We start from the raw sequence: 24033 nt of genomic DNA, 5'->3' as shown, positions 1-24033 counted from the left end.
AACTATACCTTAAAAACAAATTACATTTCAACCATAAAAATTCTATCAATAAATAGCCAATTATTCCGTTTAAAAATTACATTTTTGCCAAAATTTTAAAGAATGCAGAGTTACGAAGAGTTTCTTGATCTGAGTGTTGGTTTTCCACAGGACGGTTTTGAGATCATTGAGGATGAACTATATTTTCAGGACCTCAACTTAATGGAAATGATTGAAACGTATGGCACCCCCCTGCGCTTCACTTATCTTCCTATAATTTCGAAAAAGATCCAGCAGGCAAAACTGCTGTTTCAGCAGGCGATTGTTAAAAACAACTATCGCGGCAGCTATAAATATTGTTATTGCACCAAAAGTTCGCACTTTAAGCACGTTGTTGAAGAGGCACTTAAAAATGAGATCCACCTGGAAACATCATCGGCATTTGATATGCCTATGATTGATGCATTGGAGAAAAAAGGTTCGGTAACTAAGGATATAACTGTTATTTGTAATGGGTTTAAAACTTTCCAGTACAAGCAGTATATTATTGATATGTTGCACGACGGTTTTAAAAACATCATTCCGGTACTGGATAATAAAGAAGAATTTAATCTTTATGATGACGAGATCGAGATGGATACACCATGTAACCTGGGTATCCGTATAGCAGCTGAAGAGCAGCCAGACTCACAGTTCTACACCTCACGCTTAGGTGTGCGCATGGAAGACATCATCGATTTTTATTATAACAAGATTGAAGGTAATCCAAACTTTAAGGTTAAACTATTACATTTCTTTATCAACTCGGGTATTTCTGATACACCTTATTACTGGAACGAGTTAGAAAAGTATGTAACCCTTTACTGCAAATTCAAAAAGATCAATCCTGATCTGGATACGTTGGACATTGGTGGTGGTATGCCTTTCAAGGATTCGTTGGTATTTGATTTTGATTACGAATACATGATCAACGAGATTGTGAGCCGTATCAAAGAGATCTGCGCTGAAAACGATACGGTAGAACCGGATATTATTACCGAGTTTGGTAAATACACCGTGGCCGAAGCTTCGGGTATTTTATACAAGGTTTTGGGCCGTAAACAGCAAAATGACCGCGAAAGATGGTTAATGCTGGATGGATCATTTATTACCAACCTTCCTGATGTTTGGGCATTGAACCAGAAATATATTTTATTACCTATAAACAACTGGGACTCTGAATACGAGCGGGTGAATCTTGGCGGTATAACCTGCGACGGGCAGGATTACTATAACCAGGAAGCGCACATGAACAGCGTGTTTATGCCAAAAACACGTAAGGTACAGTACCTGGGTTTCTTTAACACGGGCGCTTACCAGGAAGTATTAAGCGGCTATGGTGGCATCCATCATTGCCTGTTACCATCGCCAAAGCATGTTATCATCCGCAGAAACCGTGACGAAACATTCAACTTTGAGGTTTTTGGTGAAGAGCAGAACAGCAAGCAGGTAATGAAAATTTTAGGATATACAACCTAATAAGCAAAACCAAAAAAGATTTCAATATAAATATTAAGCCCTCCGAAGTTTTAAACTCCGGAGGGCTTTTTCAATGAATATAATTTCACTCTATAACTACAGGTCAAACTTCTCCAACTGTTTCAGCAAAGTTTCAAAATCTTTTGGATATGGGGCGTGGATAGTAATGGGCTCGCCGTTTAATAATTTAAAAGTTACTTCATAGGCGTGAAGTGCAAAGCGTTTCATAATGGGTTGCTCTTCCTGATCTTTACCTAAATGGTATTTGCGTTTTATTTTTGATAAAAATACCGGCAGTCCTTTATACATCTCATCCCCTGCTATGGATGCCCTTTGCGTGGCTAAGTGGATACGGATCTGGTGCATACGGCCTGTTACCGGGCGACACTCTACCAAGGTATAGTGCTTAAAGTATTTTAACGATTGAAACCATGTTTCGGCCCTTTTACCCTCCTGCCTGTTAATGGTAACGTTACCTTTACCCACGTTAAGTATCGGCAGGTCTATCAGCAGGTTATCAAATACATGGGTACCATCAATTATAGCATGGTAAACTTTTTTTACCTGGCGTTTTTCAAACTGCATAGATACCGCACGGTATGCTTCAGGGTTTTTGGCTACTATAAGGGCACCAGAGGTTTCTTTATCTAACCGGTGGCATATCTGCGCATCATCGGTATAACCTTTAGCTAATCGCAGCATATTCACCTCGCCGCCCTCACGTTCATCTAACGAGCTGATAAATGGCGGCTTATTAACCACAATTATATCATCATCTTCAAACAGTATCAGGTCGGCAAATTTTGGAGTCTTCATAACAAAATAATAGCCGGCAAAAATACGGTTATTAATATGGATACGATAATTTTAATTGCGCAGGCAATGAGGGCATGTATATGTACAATAATATTGTATAATTTAAAGTACAGTAAAGCTCATTTTAAACTCATTTACAAACATATATAATGTTAAAAATGGGCTTGGTTTGATATTTGTATTGATTTGAAAATAAAAAAACAAAAATCTAACTACCAAATAAAATGAGCACAAATTCAACCAAGCCTGAAGAGAAGGGATTTTTCGAGAAGGTTAAAGAAACAATTGAAGAGTTTTGGGATGGAACTAAAGATAAAGCCGAAGACCTTAAAGAAGCTACCGAAGACAAGTTTGATGATCTAAAAAAAACGGTTACCGCAAAAAAAGCTACTGCAGCAAAAAAAGCAACAGCAGTTAAACATGAGGTTGCCGATAAAGCACATGCAGCTAAAGCGAAAGCAAAAACTGCTGTTGCCGATGTAAAAGCTAAAGCCGATACCAAAGCGAAAGAAATAAGTGCCAAAGCAAAAGAAGAAGCAGCCCATGCTAAAAAAGCAGCTGCTGATGTAAAAGCTAAAGCTGAAACTAAGGCCAAAGCAATTACTACAAAAGCTAAAGCTGAGACTACAAGTGCTAAAAAAGCCGTTGCTGCAAAAGCTACAAGCGCTAAAACAGCCGCAAAGAAAAAAGTATCTTCAGCTCACTAAGCTGAAAATTAAAACAGTATAAAACAAAAATGGCCGGCTAATATTTAGCCGGCCATTTTTTTATGTTATTAAATTATTAAGCTTCAAACTTATAACCTACCCCTTTTACAGTTGCAACACAATCATCGCCCAATTTTTCGCGAAGCTTGCGGATGTGAACATCAATGGTACGGTTAGTTACCACAACAGAATCTTCCCAAATATTTTTCAGGATCACCTCGCGGGTATAAACTTTGCCTGGCTTTGAGGCCAATAAGTAAAGTAATTCAAATTCCTTTTTGGCTAAAACCACTTTGTTACCTCTTTGAAAAACAAGATAGGCTTCGCGGTCAATAACCAGATCGCCAATTTCAAGTTTGTTATCGGTAACATCTTCGGCTGGGGCATTACGGCGCAGTATGGCGTTTATACGGCTTACCAAAGCACGTGGCTTAATTGGTTTTGCTATATAATCATCGGCACCTACGTTAAAGCCTGCAATTTCTGAGTACTCTTCGCTGCGGGCGGTTAAAAAAACCATAAAGGTATTTTTAAACTCGGGCATGGTACGCATAATGCGGCAAGCTTCAATGCCATCCATTTTAGGCATCATAATATCAAGCACAATCAAATCGGGTAATGATCTTTTGGCCTCAGCTACCGCTTCCTGACCGTTACGGGCAGTATAAACCTGGTAACCTTCTTTTTTTAAATTATATTCTATCAGCTCTAAAATATCGGGCTCATCATCAACTATAAGAATCTTCTGTTTGGTAGAGTTACTCATGCAGTGTTAATTTTTGTGTAAATGTATGAGCATAATAGAAGCTAATGGTTAAATATACATTAAGAAATTGTAAAGTCTTACCTTATTTTAACGATTTGTTGAGCCTTAGTAAATGTTTTGTTTAAAAATTCTTCAAGATCGGCACCCGTTACATTTTTTGCAACGATGTTTCCCTGCGGGTCAATAATAAAATTTGAAGGGATGGCCTCGATGTGGTACAGTCTTTCTGTAGCGCCTTCAAAGCTTTTAAGGTCTGATCCGTGGCTCCATACCAGTTTATCAGCCGTAACAGCCTGCTGCCATTTAGCTTTATCATTATCAAGCGAGATTCCTAAAATATTTAACCCTAATGATTTGTATATAGCATATTGCTTAACAACATTCGGATTTTCGGCACGGCATGGTGCGCACCACGATGCCCAAAAATCAAGCATTACGTATTTACCTTTATAATCAGACAGCTTAATAGCCTTACCATCAATACCTACGATGGTAAAATCAGGTGCTTTATGGCCAATGGAAATTGGTTTTATATCCTCCATCTGCTTTACAAAATGCCCAACAGCCGGGTTATCCTTAAAGTTGTCTTTTATCGCATCGGCATAAGCTATCAGCTGTGTTTCATACTTAACCTGGTCAAGCGATGTTGCTGCGTAAAAACCAGCTAATGATGTTTTGTTAGCGTTAACAAATTTCAATATCTCAACGCTGTACGCATCCATGTTTTTCATAAACATAGGTTTATAGATAGCGATCAGCGAGTCTGATTCTTTGCCTAATGCCTGTGCTTTGTCCTGGTATTCCTGTGTTAGCTTGCTGCTTTTGTCGATATAAAAATTACTGATCTTATTAAACTCCTTGATCTTATCAGATTCTGAAGACCCGGTGATCTGGTAACCGTGCGTATTATCGGTAAGACTGGTGGTAAAATCGATCTCATCGCCATTTTTTGCGATCAGGTCAAAAATACTGCCGCCAATTCTAAGCTTGTAAAGGTTAGCGTATGGCGCTTTATGCTTAAACTGAAATTTTCCCTGGTCGCTTAAATTGGTTGAATCAATTACCGAAACCTGGCTGCTGTCGGCCTCCAATAAAAATACAGTTTTTAAACTACCCGGATTATTTACAGTACCTGCAATGGTAAATACACTGCTATCTTTACACGAGCATATTAAGAATGCCAACAGGATAATACTGTATTGAAATATATTCTTTTTCATATTAATGATATGGTTATTTGAGATATACGGACTAAAAGTTCATCTAGCCTATCTCATTATTATTTAGCTTCTAACTCCTTTATTAACAGTTGATTTGTTTTCTGCGGATCGATCTTGCCTTTAGAGCTTTTCATGATCTCGCCCATAAACAGGCCTAAAACGCCCTTTTTACCCTTTTGGTATTCTTTTACCTTATCCGGGAATTTAGCAATAGCATCCTGTATAAAACGGCTTACATCATTATTATCTGAACTGATCAGCAGGTTTAGCTCGGCAGCCATTTGTTCGGCGCTTTTGCCTTCATTTTTTAACAAGGCAGGGAATAACTTATGCGATGCTGTTGAATTATTGATCTGGCCCGAATCTACCATTTTAATCAGCCCGGCAAGGGTTTCCGGCTTTAAATGCAGATCCTTGATAGATGAATTATGATCGTTAAGGTGCGATTTAACCGCGCCCATCAACCAGTTTGTTGCGGCCTTATAATTATCGGTATAAGTGATCAGCGTTTCAAAATAATGCGCAAAATCTTTGTCAGCAGTAATAACCCCGGCGTCATAGTCCGAAAGGCCTAACTCTGTAGTGTACTTTTTATAAAGTGCATTAGGCAGCGTAGGCATGTCCTTCAATATCTTATCCAGGTATTCCTGGTTAAGTGCCAAAGGGGTTAAATCAGGCTCAGGGAAATAACGGTAATCATTTGCCATTTCCTTTGAGCGCAGCACAGATGTTTCGCCGGTATCGGCATTAAAGTTCAAGGTATTCTGGTCTATATGACCGCCATTTTCAATAATGTTTACCTGGCGCTCAAACTCATGCTCAATTGCGCGCTGCACATTGCGGATAGAGTTTAAATTTTTCACCTCGCAGCGATTGCCATACTTGGTTTGGCCTTTTAGTCTTACTGAAATATTGGCATCGCAGCGCAGGCTGCCTTCTTCCATATTGCCATCGCAAACATCAAGGTAACGCACTAACTTACGGATCTCGGATAAAAACTGACCGGCTTCTTCACTGCTGCGCATATCTGGCTCGGTAACAATTTCAATAAGCGGTACCCCTGCCCTGTTCAGATCAATTAATGAATCGGCATGGTGCTGATCGTGCATGCTTTTGCCTGCATCCTCTTCCATGTGAATATGGTGGATAGCTATATTTTTGGTGACCCCATCGGCTAAGCGTACTAAAACAGAACCGCCTAAACATATCGGCATCTGATCTTGTGTTATCTGGTAGCCTTTTGGCAAATCGGCATAAAAGTAATTCTTACGGGCAAATGTATTGCGCAGGTTAATGGTACAATTACAGGCTAAACCCATTTTAACAGCATACTCCACTGCCTTTTTATTAAGGCGCGGCAATGTACCCGGATGCCCTAATGAAACAGGATTGATGTGCTGGTTGGGGCCTGCACCAAAAGCAGCAGAATCTGAAGAAAAAGATTTACTTAGTGTAGATAATTGTGCGTGTACCTCTAACCCGACAACTAATTCATATTTGTCGCCTATTCCGGCTGTAAGAATTGTCATATAAATAAAAAGCGGCCTTGGTTGCAGCCTCTGTTACAGGTCAAATATAAAGTTAATAGTTATTAATATGCTATATTAATTGACAGCATATTAAGTTTATCTTAATGATCAGGTGGTGCTAAAGCTATTTCATCACCACCTGATTATCTTATAATTTAAACAATAAAGGTCCTTGCTTTTTCAAGCGCATTGTTCAGGCCGCTTATATCGCTGCCGCCCGCAGTTGCAAAAAACGGCTGACCGCCCCCGCCACCTTTAATTTCCTTTGCCAGTTCGCGCACTATTGTGCCGGCGTTAAGGTTTTTCTCCTTCACTAAGTTCTCGGCTATCATTACGGTTAATGATGGCTTGCCATCAATATCGGCAGCCAGCACCAGGAAAAGATCAGACACAATATCCTTAAGCTGATACGCGAGGTTTTTAATAGCATCAGCATTTGGAAGCTGAACTTTTTGAGCTATAAAGTTGATACCGTTAATGGTTTCAACCTTTTGGGCCAGCTCATTTTTTAAGCCTGATGATTTTTCAAGGATTGATTTTTCAATTTCCTTTTTCAGTTTGGCATTTTCGTCCAACAGGCTTTCAACGCTTTTTGAAATGTCTTTTGGATTTTTCAGCAATTCTTTCAATTGCTGCACCAGTTTGCTTTGTTCGTTGATATAATTTTCAACAGCTATGCCGGTTATAGCCTCAATACGCCTTACACCTGCCGCAACGGCACTTTCGGCCACTATTTTAAAGAAACCGATTTGACCGGTAGCCTTAACGTGCGTACCACCACAAAGTTCCTTGCTAAATTTATCGTCGAAAGTGATCACCCTTACAAAGTCGCCATATTTTTCGCCGAACAGTGCGGTTACCCCACTGCTGATGGCTTGCTGGTAAGGCACGTTACGCTCCTCTTTCAGGAAAACATTCTCGCGGATCTTTTCATTTACGATGGCTTCAATTTTGGCCACCTCCTCATCAGTTACCTTAGCAAAATGCGAAAAGTCAAAACGCAGGTACTCCGCATTTACTAATGATCCTTTTTGATTTACATGCGCACCCAATACCTGTTTCATAGCGGCATGCAGCAAGTGTGTGGCGCTGTGATTATTTTCGGTACTGTTACGCTGCGTGGCATCCACAATGGCTGTTAAGGCATCATCAATAGTAGCGGGCAGTTTATCCGTAAAATGAACAATAAGCCCATTCTCCTTTTTGGTATCCGTAACGGCAATGATCTCACCATCGGGAAAAACAAGTTCGCCCTTATCGCCTACCTGTCCGCCGCTTTCGGCATAAAAAGGCGTTTTATCCAACACTATCTGGTATTGTTCTGTGCCTTTTGCTTTTACCTTGCGGTATTTAACAATGTGCGCAACACTTTCTGTTTCATCATAGCCGGTAAACTCAACGGTGTCATCGTCTTTTACAATAACCCAATCGCCGGTATCAATAGCCGTGGCCGCACGCGAACGGGTTTTTTGGATGGTGAGGGCTTTATTATAGCCTTCAATATCTACAATAAGTCCTTTTTCACGAGCCATTAATTCAGTTAAATCCAAAGGAAAACCATATGTATCTGATAGTTCAAAAGCAAAATCTCCTGAAATGGCTTTTCCGGTCAATATCTTATTTATATCTTCTGAAAGATCAAAACCTTTCTTCAAAGATTCTCCTACAGATTTTGGCTCTTCGCTCAACAAATCATGTTTTTTAGCCAATGAATGTTTTTCCTCGCGATCAATTAATTTTACCAAATAAACGTTGAATTTTTGTAGGCCATTTTCTAATGTTCGTAAAAAACTTATTTCTTCCTCCAGAATAACTTTCTGCACAAAATCCTTTTGATTCCATAACTCGTCAAAAACACCCTTAAACTGTTCTACAAGTAATGGCACCAAAGTATTTAAAAATGGCTCTTTAAAACCTATATACTGATATTGATATCTAACAGCTCTACGTAAAATACGGCGAATTACATACCCAGCTTTATTATTTGATGGCAATTGCCCATCGGATATCGCAAAGCTGATAGCACGGATATGATCGGCCATTACACGCATGGCAACGGCATCGTTCCAACCATCTTCGCCGGGTTTTGCTTTGCTATTATAGGCCTTCCCGCTTTTCTCAGCAATGAACTGAATCATCGGCTGAAAAACGTCGGTATCATAATTTGAGTTCTTACCTTGCAGTACCCTTACCAAACGTTCATAACCCATGCCTGTATCAACATGTTGGGCAGGTAAAGGCTGTAATGATCCGTCTTTCAGCCTGTTAAATTGCATAAACACATTATTCCAGATCTCAATTACCTGGTCATGATCGCCATTTACAAGAGTTGCACCATCAACTAGGGAACGCTCGCTATCCGGGCGGTTATCGTAATGAATTTCAGAGCTCGGTCCGCAGGGGCCTGTTTCGCCCATCTCCCAAAAGTTATCTTTTTTATTCCCAGGGAGCACATTTGATTCCTTAACAAATGCTTTCCAAAAATTATAGGTTTCAGTATCCTTTGCCAAACCTTCTTTTTCATCACCCTCAAAATAGGTAACATAAAGGCGGTCTTTATCAATTTTATAAACTTCGGTCAGTAATTCCCAGCTCCAGGCAATGGCTTCCTTTTTAAAGTAATCGCCAAAGCTCCAGTTGCCCAACATTTCAAACATGGTATGGTGGTAGGTATCAATCCCAACCTCTTCCAGGTCGTTATGCTTGCCCGATACACGTAAGCAGCGTTGCGTATCAGCCACACGTGGAAATTTGGCGGGCTCCTCGCCCAAAAACAGCGATTTAAACTGGTTCATTCCCGCATTGGTAAACATCAGTGTAGGGTCGTTTTTTATTACGATAGGTGCCGATGGTACAATCACATGTCCCTTAGCAGCAAAAAAATCAAGAAAAGCCTGACGAATTTGAGTAGCTGTCATAGTTGCAAAGGTAATTATTAGTCCGAAAGTCGGAAAGGCCGAAAGGCTGAAAATTTGACAAGGTTACAGGTATTATAAATCAGAGAAATTTAATCATTTTTTCGACTTTAAGGCTTTCAAACTTTTCAAGTTCCAATTAAACAATTACATTTGCACATGCCATATAAAGAACGGGAAATCAGCAAGATGTACTACACCATGGGTGAGGTAGCTATCCTATTTGATGTAAACCAATCTATGATAAGGTTTTACGAAAAAGAGTTTGATGTTCTGCAACCCAAAAAGAACAAAAAAGGTAACCGCTACTTTACGCCCGAAGATATTGAGAACCTAAAGATCATCTTTCACCTGATAAGAGACAAAGGCTATACCCTGAACGGTGCCAAAGAATACCTGAAAAATAACATGGCCGACAGTAAAGACAGCCACAGTGTGATCAGCGCGCTTGAAAATCTTAAAAAATTCCTGCTCGAGGTACGCGATCAGTTGTAAACTACTGCCGAAAAACTATCTTTATTGTTATTATTGTTATTGCGATGAATATATTGGTGAGTATAAATAAGCTTTAAGCTATTTTTTATTCAATTTGCAATAGCAATTCATATAACCTATGCTTGCAAATCACAAAGGAGAAATACCCTTATTTATACTATTGCTGCCTTTTTTAGCTGGTTTAGTATTTGCATTTAACTTTTTGAATATCAATTTTTTAAATGCGTTAATTGTTGTATTTATTTGCTTAGGTGGTTTATTTATAGCCCTTAACCTGTTTTACAAAAAGCTTAATATTTATAAAAACCGCTGGTTAGGCGGGGCGTTGATTACCTTCATATTATTTCTTTTCGGTTGTATCCATATCATTAAATATACTGAACTAAATAACGATCAGCATTTTGCAAAAACACCTGCACAGTTTTTGGTTGTAAAAATCAGCAATGAGCCAAACCTCAAAAACGGAATTTTGCGGTTTACTGCTAATGTTGAACAAAGTATTAACGGAACTAAAAAGTTAAACACAAACGGCACATTGCTGATTTCTATAAAAGACAGTGCCGCAAATAAGCTTTATTATGGCGATGAATTACTGATCCCGGCAAAATATAATGCCATTAACCCACCATTTAACCCTGCCGAGTTTAACTATAAAAAATACCTGGCTAACCAGAATATTCACTACCAGGCATTTTTATATTCAAAGCAATTTGTGGTATTGGAAACTGACATGGGTAATCCCATCATCAGTTATTCGTTAAGATTAAGGCAGCATTTTGTTGAAAAATTTAAACAAAACATGCGCGATACCAATGCTATTGCCGTAGCATCAACCCTGATATTGGGTTACAAAGCCGATTTGAGTAATGACATTTTACAAGCCTACTCCAAAACAGGAACAGTGCATGTACTTTCAGTATCCGGAGCACATGTGGCCATATTTTATATACTGCTTAATTTGGCTCTCAGCTTTTTAAACAGGTTTAAATACGGCAGGCTTTTAAAAGCGGTTATCATCATTTTATTAATAGGGTATTACGCTTTGCTTACGGGCTTTTCTCCGGCTGTTTGCCGGGCTGCGGTAATGATCAGCATGGCTGTTATTGGTAAAACTTACAGCAGGTACATCAATACCCTCAATATATTAGCTTTTTCGGCCTTTGTATTATTGATCTACGATCCATTTTACATTACTGATGTAGGTTTCCAGCTCTCCTACCTTGCCGTGTTTGGATTAATCATATTTCAGCCAGTGGTTTATAAGTGGTTGGTTTTTAAAAACAAATGGGCCGATAAACTTTGGGCGCTTTGCTCGGTATCCATAGCGGCACAGGTAATAACTTTTCCGTTAAGTGCCTATTACTTTCACCAGTTCCCGGTATATTTTTTAATCAGCAACCTGTTTATTATTATTCCTTCGGCTATTATTATGTATTCGGGCATGGCCTATTTGCTGCTGCCGCAGATGCCTATTATTTCTAAATGGATCGCTTATATATTAGAGCAAACCATTTTGCTGATGAATAAATTTTTAACAATTGTTGAGCATATACCTTACGCCAGCATTGGCAAGATCTGGCTAAACACTTCTGAATATCTATTACTATACATCATCATTATTTGCCTGTTTTACTTTTTGTATGATAAAAAACTTTGGCTCATTAAGTTGAGCTTAGTTTGCATTTTACTGCTTTGCATTAGTTTGAGCATTAAACGCGTTTATAAAGCAGCCACAAATAGCATGGCTTTTTTGAATCTTAATAAACACAAAGCCATTATTTTTATACATGGAAACAATGCCGCTGTATTGACAGATATTAACACTACCGATAAAACATGGCAATATTCCATACAGCCTTATTTAGATAGTTGCCAGGTAAACAACATTAAATTATTAAGTGTTGATCAGGACGTAACAACCCCGTGGATGATTAAAAAGGATAAGCTGATACAGTTTATGAACAAGCGAATATTTGTTTGTGACGGCGGGCTGATGATTGATTCGCTGCCTTCAAAAATAAATACAGACTATATATACATAACTAATAATCCTCATAATGAGTTCAATAACATAGCCGCCAATTTTGATTATAGAACTATAATTGCAGATGGCAGCAACAGTAACCAAATGATTGATGAAATTAAAGCAGCTGCTATAAACGGTAAAACAGATTATAGAATATTAAAGCGTAACAATTCGTATGTTTGGTTATCTAATTACAAAAAGCAATAAAATTTGTATCTGAATTAATTAACATCTAAATTGGAATAATTAAAACCACCATATGAACATTAAATTTTTTAACGTTGCCCTGGGCATAGTGCTTACTGCAACTACCATTAGTGCCAGTGCACAAAAAACTTACACACAAGGCGTAATTAACATTAGCACTACCATGCAGGGACAAGCTGTAGAAGCAAAAACTTATTTTACTACAGATTCATTATCATTATCATTTACTGCAGGACCTGCCACCATAAAGATATTAAAGGATGCCAAGAATAAATTTATGGCAATTTTGGTAGATGTGCCTGTTGCTTCTATGAAAAAAGCAGCTATTGCATCACCTGCCGAAATTGAGCAGATAGTTAGTTCTGAGCCTAAATTTACTTTTACGCAAACTACCGAAGCGAAACAAATCTCAGGCTTTAACTGTAAAAAAGTTGTGGCTACTGATGCTAAAGGAACTAAATATGATGTTTGGGTAACTAATGATGTTAAACTACCGGCAAGTGCTTTTGCAGAATATTATGCAGGTGCAGGTGGCTTCCCTGTGCAATACACTTCATTTAGCCAGGGCCAGTCAACAAGTGTAACTGTGTCTTCGGTTGCTGATACAAAAGCTCCCGCCGGAACATTTTCAATAGCTCCTGATTTTGACAAGATCACTATGGATGACCTTAAAGCAATGAGCGGCGGTAACTAATTCTAACACGTATTAAAATATAAAGGCTTCCTGAATATTCAGGAAGCCTTTTTTGTTGGTATTAATCTGTTAACCGTTAAGATCAAAGCTCATTTAAGGCCTGCTCTACCTTAGCATAAACATAGGTAAGCTCTTCATCAGTAATGCAATAAGGCGGCAAAATGTAAATGGTATTACCAAGTGGGCGCATTATAATGCCGGCATCTAAAAAATACTGATACAAGGTATCGCGCAGCGAATTAAAGTACGATGTATCACCACCTGTTTCCCAGTCCATAGCTAAAATGGTACCTGTTTGCCTTATAGCTTTAATTTTTGGATGATCTTTTATTTTATTCTTAAACGCGACATGTCTTTCAACAATCTGCTGAATATTTGCGGCTGTTCCCGGTTCCACAAAAAGATCCATGCTTGCCAATGCCGATGCACATGCTATTGGGTTTGCAGTAAACGAATGCCCATGAAACAAGGTCTTCATTTTATCGTCCGACAAAAAGGCATTATAGATGTGCTGTGTACAGGTGGTAAGTCCCAAAGCCATTGTGCCCCCGGTTAAACCTTTCGAGAAACACATAATATCCGGCTGCTCATTTACATGGTAACAGGCAAATGATTTACCCGTACGGCCAAAGCCAGTAAATATCTCATCGGCAATTAGTAAGACACCTTCTTTTTTGCAATGAGCCATTAACCCATCCAGGTGCTTGGCTTCATACATCAGCATACCGCCTGCACCCTGTACCAGGGGCTCAAATATAAAACAGGCTAATTCTGATTTAAGTTTGGTGATCTGCGCTTTAAGCGTTTCTAAATTGCCCTCATCAGGTGTATCAATAAATTCTACTTCAAACAAAAGCTGATCAAAGGCGGCGGTAAATGCACTCCGCCCGCTTACAGCCATAGCGCCAAAGGTATCCCCATGATAGGCGTTTTTGAAAGCCAGTATTTTAGTACGGGCGCCGCCATTGTTATGCCAGTATTGCAGGCACATTTTTATGGCTACCTCAACCGCGGTTGAACCATTATCTGAATAAAATGCCTTTTGCTGATTGGCCGGCAGTAACTTAAGTAAACGCTCGGCTAACTGAACCGCACCTTCGTGGGTAAAGCCAGCAAAAATAGCGTGCTCCAGTTTGTTCAATTGTTCAGCAACTTTTTTTGCTATGTAAGGATGAGAATGACCGTGAATAGTTACCCACCATGATGATACCGCATCAATATATTTTTTTCCATCCTCATCAAACAGGCAGGTACCCTCTCCCCTTACTATCGGGATTGGAGGTTGCGCCGTTTGCATTTGGGTATAAGGATGCCATATTACTTTTAAATCGCGCTCAACTAAACTCATAAACTATTTATTAAAAGCTTTACCACCTGTTTATCGGTAGGGAAAACAAAATCGACTTCTTTAAGGTCTGTTAACTTTACCCAGCGAAAAGCCTGTAAAACATCACCTTCACCGTCAAAATCAAAAACTGCTGTTTTAAATACCAGATTTAAAGGGGTTATATTTTTTACCCGGTAATATACGCTGATGATCTGCGAGTCGTTAAAGGCTGATTTCACATAAAAATCCGTAGTGTAAAAGTGGTCTGTTATTTCAACCTCGGCATTGCACTCTTCAACAAACTCGCGTTTCAGGCCATCAATAAGGCCTTCGCCAAGCTCTAAACCCCCACCGGGGAATTTGGTAAAACGAATCCCATACTCCTGCTCATCGCTGATCAATATTTCATTATCAGCATTTATAAGCAGCCCGTAAACACGTACATTAAATGGATACATTATTCAAAGTGTTTTTTGTTGCGGATAATCTTATCCATCGTCCAAATTATATCTTCGTTTTTAGGCTCCGACCGAATGGGACAATTGGGCATGCTGCAGTAATGACAACATTCGGGCAGGCACGGATCGCTGTGTATAAACAGTTCCGTTTTAGTAACTTCCTGGTTAATCAGCTTATCAATCAATGATACCTCCTCATGCACCTTTGTCAGGTTGAAATAGTTTGGCAAGGTAACATGGCAATCAATATGTAGTTCGTTACCATATTTTTGAGCGCGGAAATTGTGAATATCAATCCACTCAACCCTGCGCTTCTCGTTCAAAACCTTTAACACTTCTTCAACCACCCCAAAATCGGCTTCATCCATTAAACCCGAAACCGATCTGCGAACTAATTTGTAGCCGCTGAATAATATATACAAACCCACTAATATGGATAGTGCGCTATCAAGCCATAATATTTTGGTAAACTGAATAAGCAATAAACCTATTACCAGCCCTATACTGGTAACCATATCAGCCAGCAGGTGCCTGCCATCAGCCTCTATAGTTATAGAAGGCAGCGATTTACCTTTGCCTATCATATAATACCCTAACGCACCATTAATTGCGCCGGTAGTACCAATTATAATAGCTCCCGTTAAAAGATCGTGAATGGCGTTTGGATAAAAAATTCCGTAAACCGATTTCACAATGATAACAATGGCTGCAATACCTATTAGTGAACCTTCGATAAAAACAGAGAAGTATTCAACTTTACCGTGGCCATAAGGGTGATTTTCATCGCGAGGCTGAGATGCCAGGTAGATACTAAAAAAAGCAAATGAGCTGGCAAATACGTTTACAATGCTTTCGGCAGCATCGGTTAGTACAAAGTTTGAGGCCGTGATAAGGTAGGCGCCGAATTTTGCAAGCATCAGGACTAAACCTGTTATCAGTGAAATTAGTATGATCCTTTTATGCTCTTTCAAAACTACTTTATTTGCCGCAAATTTATAAATAACAACCGTATGTATGGGTTTGTGTGGCTATAAATTGTGTTATTGACTAAGGCCTAAGCCGATAGTGTTTAGCCATACTTCCAAAAAAAACAAAAATGACCTAATACTTAGGGCTAATGCGTTGCTACTTTTCCTATATTTGCCGCGCAATAAACAAAACTATATGAGTGCATTAAGTAACAGGATTAATAACCTGTCAGAATCCGCAACAATTAAAATGGCCAAATTAGGCCGTGAACTTGCCGCTAAAGGCGTTGATGTGATCAGCCTTAGCTTTGGCGAGCCTGATTTTCATACACCTGAGCATATAAAGGATGCTGCCAAGCAGGCAATGGATCAGAACTATACCTATTACACACCAGTAGCAGGTTATCCAGAACTGAGAAAAGCTATTTCTGCAAAGCTTAAGAACGAGAATGGCCTTGATTATGATGCCAGCCAAATAGTTGTATCTACAGGTGCCAAGCAAGCTATTGCAAATGCATTAATGTGCGTGGTTAACCCGGGCGATGAAGTAATTATCCCTACTCCTTACTGGGTATCATACTCTGAGGTTGTTAAATTAACCGAAGGTATAAGTGTTTTTATTGATGCACCTGTTGAGCAGGAATTTAAAATTACTCCTGAACAGTTAGAAGCTGCCATCACCCCTAAAACAAAGTTGTTCATGTTTTCATCACCTTGTAACCCTACAGGTAGTGTATACAGCAAAAGCGAATTAGAAGGCCTGGCAAAGGTGTTTGAAAAACATCCGAATATTTATATCCTGTCTGACGAGATTTATGAGCACATTAACTTTGTTGACAAACATGAATCAATAGCGCAGTTTGATTATATAAAAGACCGTGTGATCATCATCAACGGATTTTCGAAAGCATTTGCCATGACCGGATGGCGCATTGGCTACACCGCATCAAACAAAGAGATTGCTGCTGCCTGCGATAAATATCAAGGCCAGATAACTTCAGGAACCTGCTCTATTACCCAAAGGGCTGGTGTTGCTGCCTACGAAGGTGGCTTAGCCTCTGTTTTAGAGATGCGTGATGCATTTAAAAAACGCCGCGATATAGTTTATGCTTTATTAAAAGAAGTTGAAGGTGTAAAGGTTAACCTGCCCGAGGGCGCATTTTACTTCTTCCCTGATGTTACTTCATTTTTTGGTAAAAGCTACAATGGCAAAGTAATTAACGATGCTGACGAATTGAGCATTTACCTATTAGAAGAAGCACACGTTGCAACTGTAGGTGGTGATTCATTTGGTGATGCCAAATCAATCCGTATCTCTTACGCTGCTGCCGAAGATAAACTGATTGAAGCTGTAAAACGCATTAAAGAAGCTTTAGGTAAATTGAAATAATATGAACAGGGACATCATTATTTAATTTGTGTCCTGTTGAAAAACAAAAAACCCCATTATCCAAAGCGGATAATGGGGTTTTTTAGTTTTATGTAATGATGCTTACAAAGCAAATCCGTAAGCTACACGTAAAGCTACAGTACCGTAGCTATCACTCTGGCCTGATAAGCTTTCGTAACGTACGCCTACATCCCATGATTTGTTTGCATAACCAATTCCTGGAGATAAAAGCAATTTAGTGTTTTTGTCATATTTGGTTTCAAAACCAGCACCTACTTCTGCACCAAAATAAATATTTTGTGCAAAAAATGCTTTGATACCAACTTTAACCGGTACTATACCAATGCTTTTGCCACCTACATCTTTAGCAGCCTGATCAGCAAAAAAGTTGTAGTAACCTGATGTAAAGGTTAAAGCTAAGTTTTTTTCTAAACCATATTGTAAACGTGCAGTTCCGCCTAATTCAAATTTTGAATAGTCGCTGATGCTACCTGTAGGTATACCGCCTTCAATACCAAAACCTAAGCGCCATGCGCTAACCGGAGTTGTTTGAGCCTTAACATTTGCCGAAAAAAATATAGCTACTGCAGTTGCTACTGTAGCTATCCATTTGGTTGAATTTTTCATTGTTGTGTTTTTCATTTTGAGTGAATAATGTATAATAGTATACATTCGGGGTTAACAAATACTTTGCCACACCTGCCGGTTTTAGTGTTAAATTGATATAATTACACTGTAAACACAATAATTAACAAAGGTTTTAAACAATTGTTAATTGCTTATTCACTGATTATCAGTTAGCTTTTTCGACTTTTTTCCAGCTTAAGTCAGTTTAACAATTTCCAGTGTCATAACCTGTCAAAATTTTATGTTTAAAGTGAAACTGTGACATATCACGACACTTTTGCACTTAAAAAAGGCCAAAATTGCATTTAAATAAAGATCCGTTCATAAAAAAGGCTCCCGATTAGGAGCCTTTTTGCTAAACTTCTTTATCATGTGCCGGATCGGGCTTGTAGTTCTTTTCCATTTCGGCAAGCTTTTCCTTACCATAGGCAAGTTTGGTTATAGTATAATACAATACGGGTACTATAAAGATAGCTAACGAAGTAGCCGAAAGCATCCCGCCAAATACTGTCCATCCAATAGTACGCCTTGATTGGGCTCCTGCACCTGATGCAAAAACCAATGGCAATACACCCAATATAAATGCCATTGACGTCATGATGATTGGTCTTAAACGTAACCTTACGGCTTCAAGGGTGGCTTTTTCAAGCTCCATGCCTCGGTCTACACGCTCTTTGGCAAACTCTACAATCAAAATGGCATTCTTGGCGGCCAAACCAATCAATGTTATTAATCCAATTTGCGCATATACGTTATTATCCAAATGCTTATTTAACGTAAGGAACAGGATTGCTCCAAATGCACCTAAAGGTACAGCAAGCAATACGGAGAAAGGTACCGACCAGCTCTCGTACAATGCGGCCAGGAACAGGAACACAAACCCAATTGACAACATAAATATGTAAATGGTTTTTGAGCCTGATAATAACTCCTCGCGGCTTAGGCCCGAAAACTCATAGCCATAACCTTGCGGCAATGTACTATCCGCCACACGCTTAAGTGCAGTTAAAGCATCCCCGCTACTAAAGCCCGGTTTAGGCCCACCATCAATCTCAGCAGACCGGAAAAGGTTATAGTGAGATATTAAAGGTGCATTTTCAATTACCTTGTAGGATGTAAGGGTACTTAATGGCACCATTCCGCCGGCCTGGTTACGTACAAAATACTGCCCTATGTTTTGAATGTTAGTGCGGTAATTGGTATCAGCTTGGGCAACTACGTGAAAGTTACGGCCATAAATGGTAAAGTCGTTCACAAATAAACTACCCATATAGGTTTGCAGGGCAGCGTTAATATCGCTTATAGCAACACCTAACTTTTTCGCTTTTTCGCGGTCTATATTTAACTGGTAAGCTGGTGTACTTGCGGTAAAGAAAGTAAAGGCCTTACCAATTTCGGGCTGTTTATTTACTTCGCCCACAAATGCTTTAAGTGTTTTTTCAAAATCCTTAATATCGCCGCCTGCTTCTTTTTCCTCTAATATAAAGGAGAAACCGCCGGTATTACCTAAACCGGGGATAGCCGGTGGCTGAATAACTACTACATTGGCTTCTTTAAAACGGGCTAATTTTTTTTGCAGGTTACCTACTATGGCCCCTATCTGCAAATCATCAGATGTTCTTTCGTCCCAGGGCTTCAACTGCACAAATATGGTTGCACTGTTTGATTTACTGGCGAAACTCACCGCATTTAACCCACCCAATGCTGCATAATGCAAAATACCGGGAATACTGTCTATTGATTTCATCATTTCATGCAAAACAGTAACTGTTCTTTGAGTTGATGAAGCTTCGGGCAAATCGTAGGTTACATAAATACGGCCATCATCTTCCAATGGGATAAATCCGCTTGGTTTTCCTTTAAATAAAAGAATGGTGCCTATTATGATACAAACTAACAGGATGATGATAAATTTAGAGTTCTTTATACCCTTATCAACCGCGTTTCGGTATTTACCTGTTAACTTATCAAACCAGGTATTAAACTTAAAGAAAAACTTATTTAACCCTTTTGATTTATCGTCAATTTTATGCGGGCGCAGTATCAGCGTACATAAAGCAGGTGTTAATGACAATGCCACAAATGCCGAGATCAATACAGATATAGCGATGGTAATTGCAAACTGCTGGTACAACCTGCCCACAATACCGGGTATAAACCCTACCGGCACAAATACCGCAGCTAATATCAAGGCAATAGCTATTACCGGGGCCGATATATCTTGCATGGCATGTATGGTTGCATCCTTGGGCGACATCCCTTCTTCATCCATATAATGCTGTACGGCTTCAACCACCACAATGGCATCATCCACCACAATACCAATAGCTAATACAAACCCGAACAGGGTTAATGTGTTAATGGTAAAATTAAGCGGAATGAAGAATATAAATGTACCTATGATAGATACCGGGATAGCCAATACCGGGATAAGCGTTGTACGCCAGCTCTGCAAAAACAAAAACACTACTATGATAACCAGTACCAATGCAATTATAAGAGTTTCAACAACCTCATGTAATGACACCTTTACCACTGTTATTGACTCGAACGGCACTACATAATCCACATCCGCAGGGAATGCTTTTTTAAGCTCATTCATGGTAGCATAAACGGCATCGGCAGTAGCAATTGCATTACTGTTAGGTGCCTGGTATATTAACAGGTATGATGCTCTTTTACCGTCAACAAACGAATTACCAGCATAGTTAAACTTACCTAATTCAACGCGGGCAACATCTTTTAAATGTACAATAGCGCCATTATTGGGCTGTGTTTTTACAATTATATCAGCAAACTCCTCTGGTTTTGATAAACGGCCCTTAACAATTACCGTGTATTCAAAAGGCTGTGCTTTTTCTTGCGGGGTTGCGCCAACTGTACCTGCGGCTACCTGTGCATTTTGCTCTTGCAGGGCATTGGTTACATCGGCAGCCGTCATACCCAAGGCTGCCAGTTTATCCGGCTTTAACCAAACACGCATACTAAAGTCATCCGCACGGGTAAAAACATCTCCCACACCTTTGGTACGTGTTAATGCATCCTTAATAAATACGTTGGTATAGTTATCCATAAAGGTAACATCATGTGTTCCCTTTGGGGCATACATGGCAACCAACATCAGGATGCTTGGGTTACGTTTACGTACGGTTAAGCCTAAACGCTGTACATCCTGCGGTAAGGTTGGTGTAGCTATACCTACACGGTTCTGCACATCAAGCGCGGCAATGTCAATATCGGTACCAACCTCAAAGTTGGCCGTCATGGTCATCTGGCCATTGCTGGTACTATTACTTTGCAGGTAGGTCATGCCGGGGGTACCGTTAACCTGTACTTCAATCGGGGTAGCTACAGTTTGTTCAACTGTAAGCGCATCTGCGCCACTATATGTACCGGTAACCTGTACGGTTGGTGGTGTTATTTCTGGGTACTGGCCTATGGCCAGGCTATTTATGGCTAAGATTCCGACTACTACTATTACAATTGAAATTACAATTGCGGTAACCGGTCTTCGTATAAAGGTATCTGCGATCATTCGTTTTACTTTTAGAAAAAATTCAGACTATTTTCTTGTACCACTTATTAAGCAGTTGTTATTATTGTTTGGCTGCTTTAGCAGGGCCTTGCTGTGCCGGGGCACCAAGTGTTATCTTACCGCCATCGCGCAAACGCTGAAAGCCATCTGTTATCACTTTATCGCCTGCTTTTATGCCAGACATAACTACCACATCTGTACCTATACGCGGGCCTAATTTTACCTTAAGCTGTTTGGCAATGGTATCCTGCGAAACAAATACAAAAAACTCGCCCATGTTTTCAGATACTGCTTTGTAAGGTACCTGCACACGCTCGCCCGATGCACTGTTCAGCACATTCAGCACACAGCTCATGCCATCCTTAAGTATATCATCGCCGTTAGGGAATTGTACCCTTACCTTTATAGTACCGGTTTGATTATTTACGCCCCTGTCAATAGCTAATACTTTACCGGGTTTGTTATAAGTGGTTGTACCGTCTGATAGCTGAAGTTTGAAGGTTGAGTCGCTGCTGTTTTTTTGCAGATCATAAAACCTGTTTATATCCTGCTCATTAATTACCACATCAACAGCAATCAGATTTTCGCTCGAAATAGTATTTAATAAGGTACTTCCCGGCGAAACCTGCTGACCCAACTTTACCTGCGAGATACCTATACGGCCGGTAAATGGCGCGCTGATAGTTGCGTAAGATAGATCTGTTTTTGCAGATGCTACTGCTGCCTTTGCAACCGCCACCTGGCTTTTGCTGGTTTCAAATGCAGCCTGTGCCTGGTCAACCGTTTGGCTGGCAACCGCATCATTTTTCAACAGCATGGTATACCTGTCAATATCTTTTTGTGCTTTTACCAGGTTGGCATTGGCACTCATTAAATTTGCCTGGGCTTGCTCATAAGCGTCTAAAAACTTGCGCCTGTCAATCTCATATAATGCTTTACCTTTTTGTACTACCTCACCCTCTTTAAAAAATATCCCGGTTATAAAACCTGTAACCTGGCTGCGCAATTCAACAGAGTTTAATGCAACTACTGTTCCCTGGTAATTATCATAATAAACGGCTTCGGCTTTTTTAGCTTCGGCAACGCTTACCGGGGTTGGCGGCATTTCGGTAGATGGTTTGGCTTTTTTTTGGCACGACGACCATATTAACATACAAACCGGCAGTATCAAAAGTGTATTTTTTGTTTTCATAGTCATTTTATTGGACAGATAGTATTCCTAAAGATTTTTCCAGATCAATTTTGGTAGATAGCAGCTGGAAAAGTGCATTGTAATAATTCAGTTCGGCAGTTCTAAGGTCTGATTGTGCCACAATAACATCAAGATAGGTTTTAATACCCTCCCGGTATTGCAGGCTCACCACCTTATATACATCTTTGGCTAAATCAACATTTTGCTTAATGTATTGCCAGCTGGTATAGTTGCTTTTATACCCGGCAAGCGCCTGCACATATTCAGTATTGATAGTATTGGCCGAATTGACAATATCCAGATCGGTACGGTCAACCTGTAACCTGGCCTTGCTTAAATTTTGCAAACGCTTAGTCCCCTGAAAAATAGGGAGCGATAAAGAAAGCCCGGCATAGGCATTTGGGTATGATTGATTATACAGATTTGAAAACTTATCGCTAAGGTAGAGCCAGCTATAGCTACCTACTGCAGATATTGATGGTAAAAAACCGTATTTGTAATAATTAACATTTACATTTTGCAGACCTTTTGTAGTTTGCAGCAAACGGTATTCAATACGGTTATTAACATCTAATTTTTGATTGGTATCAATATATGCTTCCTGCTCGTAATGGGTAGAGTCATAAGACAGGATCAGGTTGTTATTGGCCGATATGCCCATGATCTGTTTTAGATACGCGATCTTACTTTTTATAGCTTCGGCTGTTTGTTTCCGCGATGCCAGTGAATTATTTAAGGATATAGTAGCCTGTTTGTAATCAATTTTGTCAGATACCCCTGCAGAATACCTGTTATAGGCATCTTTCAGGCTTCTTTGCAGGCGGGCTATATCTTCATTTAAAATATCAAGCTGTTTTTGGGATAGCAGCACATCAAAAAATGCCTTGCTTACATCCGATACTACATTGATCTGGCTGCTTACTATATTCTCCTTATAATAAAGGCGCGAATATTTGGCGGCCTTTGCTGCCTGCAATACATCATTATTATAAATAACCTGGCTGGCTTGCAGCCCTAAAGAAGAAAATTCCTTTACACTTGTGGTAGTGCCGCTACCTGCTAATGCGGCGCTTGCAGCCGGGCTTCCTTTAAAGTAATGATCGTATTCGCCAGCGGAGGTAACCTGCGGTAACCATGCAGAAAGACCGATGCGGATATCCTTTTCATTGATCTGCTGATCAATTGAGGCTTGCTTTACCGCCGGCTGATTTCGTAATGCAAATTCAACACATTGCTTTAATGTTACAACCGTGTCTGTACTGGTTTGGGCAAAAACAAATGCCGGGGAGATTAATATTAAGCTTAATATTAATGGTAGTGTAATTTTTTTCATAGGCAGCAGGTAGTGCTTGATATAACAAATTAAATACAGTTTGTTGTAAATAATTTTAGAAACTTATACCACATTGCTAATATGTCACAATTTACACATCATATTACGATATGAAGAAAATTTTGACGCTCTTATGTCAAAAAAGCACAAATAGGTGTACTTTTTGACTGATTTGGAAAAAAATACAAAATTGTGTCACCAAATAAATAAAAATTTTAATTAATTTGCCGGATGGAAGCGAGTTTGCTTTTTTGCATGTAGAAAAAAAATTACACACAAAATATAAGAAATAGCCTAATTCATGGTACTTTTACAAAAAATTTAAGCAGGG

General features: G+C 39.5%; 18 protein-coding genes. 6 read left to right on the top strand and 12 right to left on the bottom strand.

All coding sequences use genetic code 11. From position 1 onward, the window contains the following. Positions 1–102: 102 nt before the first annotated feature. Positions 103–1497 carry an arginine decarboxylase gene (locus ACQY4U_RS19480; RefSeq protein ID WP_428331127.1) on the top strand — a complete coding sequence of 465 codons (1395 nt, stop codon included), beginning with the start codon at positions 103–105 and terminating at the stop codon, positions 1495–1497. 96 nt (positions 1498–1593) lie between these two features. Here the strand turns inward: ACQY4U_RS19480 and ACQY4U_RS19475 are convergent, their stop codons facing one another. After that, the gene (locus tag ACQY4U_RS19475; RefSeq protein WP_428331126.1) at positions 1594–2313 is read right to left on the bottom strand and encodes an RluA family pseudouridine synthase; all 720 of its coding nucleotides are present in this window, start codon (positions 2311–2313) and stop codon (positions 1594–1596) included. Between the two features lie 224 nt (positions 2314–2537). Here ACQY4U_RS19475 and ACQY4U_RS19470 point away from each other — a divergent pair, with 224 nt between their 5' ends. Further along, positions 2538–3020, top strand: a complete 483-nt coding sequence (locus tag ACQY4U_RS19470) for a hypothetical protein (RefSeq protein ID WP_428331125.1) — start codon at positions 2538–2540, stop codon at positions 3018–3020. Between the two features lie 76 nt (positions 3021–3096). On the opposite strand, the gene ACQY4U_RS19465 is transcribed toward ACQY4U_RS19470, so the two are convergent. From ACQY4U_RS19465 to alaS, 4 genes are all read right to left on the bottom strand, one after another. After that, positions 3097–3786, bottom strand: a complete 690-nt coding sequence (locus ACQY4U_RS19465) for a response regulator transcription factor (RefSeq protein WP_428331124.1) — start codon at positions 3784–3786, stop codon at positions 3097–3099. A 77-nt stretch (positions 3787–3863) separates the two neighbouring features. Further along, positions 3864–5006, bottom strand: coding sequence for a redoxin domain-containing protein (locus ACQY4U_RS19460; RefSeq protein ID WP_428331123.1), 1143 nt, complete (start codon positions 5004–5006; stop codon positions 3864–3866). Positions 5007–5065: 59 nt separating this feature from the next. Continuing rightward, a complete protein-coding gene (gatB, locus tag ACQY4U_RS19455) occupies positions 5066–6535 on the bottom strand; it encodes an Asp-tRNA(Asn)/Glu-tRNA(Gln) amidotransferase subunit GatB (protein ID WP_428331122.1) in 1470 nt (489 codons plus the stop codon). Between the two features lie 155 nt (positions 6536–6690). After that, positions 6691–9453, bottom strand: a complete 2763-nt coding sequence (alaS, locus tag ACQY4U_RS19450; RefSeq protein WP_428331121.1) for an alanine--tRNA ligase — start codon at positions 9451–9453, stop codon at positions 6691–6693. Between the two features lie 156 nt (positions 9454–9609). Between alaS and ACQY4U_RS19445 the strand changes: the two genes are divergently transcribed. The 3 genes from ACQY4U_RS19445 (at position 9610) to ACQY4U_RS19435 (ending at position 12872) form a co-directional block, all read left to right on the top strand. Next, positions 9610–9945 carry a MerR family transcriptional regulator gene (locus ACQY4U_RS19445; RefSeq protein WP_428331120.1) on the top strand — a complete coding sequence of 112 codons (336 nt, stop codon included), beginning with the start codon at positions 9610–9612 and terminating at the stop codon, positions 9943–9945. 118 nt (positions 9946–10063) lie between these two features. Next, positions 10064–12178 (top strand): ComEC/Rec2 family competence protein, encoded by a 2115-nt coding sequence (locus ACQY4U_RS19440; RefSeq protein ID WP_428331119.1) that lies wholly within the window; start codon positions 10064–10066, stop codon positions 12176–12178. Positions 12179–12230: 52 nt separating this feature from the next. Further along, on the top strand, positions 12231–12872 hold the full coding sequence (locus ACQY4U_RS19435; protein WP_428331118.1) for a DUF4412 domain-containing protein: 642 nt from the start codon (positions 12231–12233) through the stop codon (positions 12870–12872). Positions 12873–12954: 82 nt separating this feature from the next. On the opposite strand, the gene bioA is transcribed toward ACQY4U_RS19435, so the two are convergent. Genes bioA through ACQY4U_RS19420 form a run of 3 tightly spaced genes read right to left on the bottom strand, consistent with a single transcriptional unit; the run spans position 12955 to position 15628 of the window. Next, positions 12955–14220, bottom strand: a complete 1266-nt coding sequence (bioA, locus tag ACQY4U_RS19430) for an adenosylmethionine--8-amino-7-oxononanoate transaminase (protein WP_428331117.1) — start codon at positions 14218–14220, stop codon at positions 12955–12957. Beyond that, positions 14217–14657 carry an NUDIX domain-containing protein gene (locus tag ACQY4U_RS19425; RefSeq protein ID WP_428331116.1) on the bottom strand — a complete coding sequence of 147 codons (441 nt, stop codon included), beginning with the start codon at positions 14655–14657 and terminating at the stop codon, positions 14217–14219. Before ACQY4U_RS19425 ends, bioA begins: the two co-directional genes overlap by 4 nt. Next, complete coding sequence (locus ACQY4U_RS19420) at positions 14657–15628, bottom strand: cation diffusion facilitator family transporter (RefSeq protein ID WP_428331115.1); 972 nt, start codon at positions 15626–15628, stop codon at positions 14657–14659. Before ACQY4U_RS19420 ends, ACQY4U_RS19425 begins: the two co-directional genes overlap by 1 nt. A 193-nt stretch (positions 15629–15821) precedes the next feature. On the opposite strand from ACQY4U_RS19420, the gene ACQY4U_RS19415 reads away from it, so the two are divergent. Beyond that, a complete protein-coding gene (locus ACQY4U_RS19415; RefSeq protein WP_428331114.1) occupies positions 15822–17015 on the top strand; it encodes a pyridoxal phosphate-dependent aminotransferase in 1194 nt (397 codons plus the stop codon). Between the two features lie 102 nt (positions 17016–17117). On the opposite strand, the gene ACQY4U_RS19410 is transcribed toward ACQY4U_RS19415, so the two are convergent. The 4 genes from ACQY4U_RS19410 to ACQY4U_RS19395 all read right to left on the bottom strand — a co-directional run bounded on the left by ACQY4U_RS19410 (position 17118) and on the right by ACQY4U_RS19395 (position 23702). Further along, positions 17118–17657 (bottom strand): hypothetical protein, encoded by a 540-nt coding sequence (locus ACQY4U_RS19410; RefSeq protein ID WP_428331113.1) that lies wholly within the window; start codon positions 17655–17657, stop codon positions 17118–17120. A gap of 340 nt (positions 17658–17997) precedes the next feature. Next, the gene (locus ACQY4U_RS19405) at positions 17998–21177 is read right to left on the bottom strand and encodes an efflux RND transporter permease subunit (protein WP_428331112.1); all 3180 of its coding nucleotides are present in this window, start codon (positions 21175–21177) and stop codon (positions 17998–18000) included. Between the two features lie 61 nt (positions 21178–21238). Next, complete coding sequence (locus ACQY4U_RS19400) at positions 21239–22369, bottom strand: efflux RND transporter periplasmic adaptor subunit (RefSeq protein WP_428331111.1); 1131 nt, start codon at positions 22367–22369, stop codon at positions 21239–21241. A 7-nt stretch (positions 22370–22376) separates the two neighbouring features. Continuing rightward, on the bottom strand, positions 22377–23702 hold the full coding sequence (locus tag ACQY4U_RS19395; RefSeq protein WP_428331110.1) for a TolC family protein: 1326 nt from the start codon (positions 23700–23702) through the stop codon (positions 22377–22379). Positions 23703–24033: the final 331 nt, after the last annotated feature.

Origin of the sequence: Mucilaginibacter sp., assembly GCF_965277465.1 — a bacterium.
GTDB lineage: Bacteria > Bacteroidota > Bacteroidia > Sphingobacteriales > Sphingobacteriaceae > Mucilaginibacter.
This window is presented reverse-complemented; position numbering and strand designations above follow the sequence as displayed.

What these genes read in the sequence shown, in the direction of transcription:
- ACQY4U_RS19480 (WP_428331127.1), top strand. Translation starts at nt 103, where the DNA reads ATGCAGAGTTACGAAGAGTTTCTTGATCTGAGTGTTGGTTTTCCACAG.
- ACQY4U_RS19475 (WP_428331126.1), bottom strand. Translation starts at nt 2,313, where the DNA reads ATGAAGACTCCAAAATTTGCCGACCTGATACTGTTTGAAGATGATGAT.
- ACQY4U_RS19470 (WP_428331125.1), top strand. Translation starts at nt 2,538, where the DNA reads ATGAGCACAAATTCAACCAAGCCTGAAGAGAAGGGATTTTTCGAGAAG.
- ACQY4U_RS19465 (WP_428331124.1), bottom strand. Translation starts at nt 3,786, where the DNA reads ATGAGTAACTCTACCAAACAGAAGATTCTTATAGTTGATGATGAGCCC.
- ACQY4U_RS19460 (WP_428331123.1), bottom strand. Translation starts at nt 5,006, where the DNA reads ATGAAAAAGAATATATTTCAATACAGTATTATCCTGTTGGCATTCTTA.
- gatB (WP_428331122.1), bottom strand. Translation starts at nt 6,535, where the DNA reads ATGACAATTCTTACAGCCGGAATAGGCGACAAATATGAATTAGTTGTC.
- alaS (WP_428331121.1), bottom strand. Translation starts at nt 9,453, where the DNA reads ATGACAGCTACTCAAATTCGTCAGGCTTTTCTTGATTTTTTTGCTGCT.
- ACQY4U_RS19445 (WP_428331120.1), top strand. Translation starts at nt 9,610, where the DNA reads ATGCCATATAAAGAACGGGAAATCAGCAAGATGTACTACACCATGGGT.
- ACQY4U_RS19440 (WP_428331119.1), top strand. Translation starts at nt 10,064, where the DNA reads ATGCTTGCAAATCACAAAGGAGAAATACCCTTATTTATACTATTGCTG.
- ACQY4U_RS19435 (WP_428331118.1), top strand. Translation starts at nt 12,231, where the DNA reads ATGAACATTAAATTTTTTAACGTTGCCCTGGGCATAGTGCTTACTGCA.
- bioA (WP_428331117.1), bottom strand. Translation starts at nt 14,220, where the DNA reads ATGAGTTTAGTTGAGCGCGATTTAAAAGTAATATGGCATCCTTATACC.
- ACQY4U_RS19425 (WP_428331116.1), bottom strand. Translation starts at nt 14,657, where the DNA reads ATGTATCCATTTAATGTACGTGTTTACGGGCTGCTTATAAATGCTGAT.
- ACQY4U_RS19415 (WP_428331114.1), top strand. Translation starts at nt 15,822, where the DNA reads ATGAGTGCATTAAGTAACAGGATTAATAACCTGTCAGAATCCGCAACA.
- ACQY4U_RS19410 (WP_428331113.1), bottom strand. Translation starts at nt 17,657, where the DNA reads ATGAAAAACACAACAATGAAAAATTCAACCAAATGGATAGCTACAGTA.
- ACQY4U_RS19405 (WP_428331112.1), bottom strand. Translation starts at nt 21,177, where the DNA reads ATGATCGCAGATACCTTTATACGAAGACCGGTTACCGCAATTGTAATT.
- ACQY4U_RS19400 (WP_428331111.1), bottom strand. Translation starts at nt 22,369, where the DNA reads ATGAAAACAAAAAATACACTTTTGATACTGCCGGTTTGTATGTTAATA.
- ACQY4U_RS19395 (WP_428331110.1), bottom strand. Translation starts at nt 23,702, where the DNA reads ATGAAAAAAATTACACTACCATTAATATTAAGCTTAATATTAATCTCC.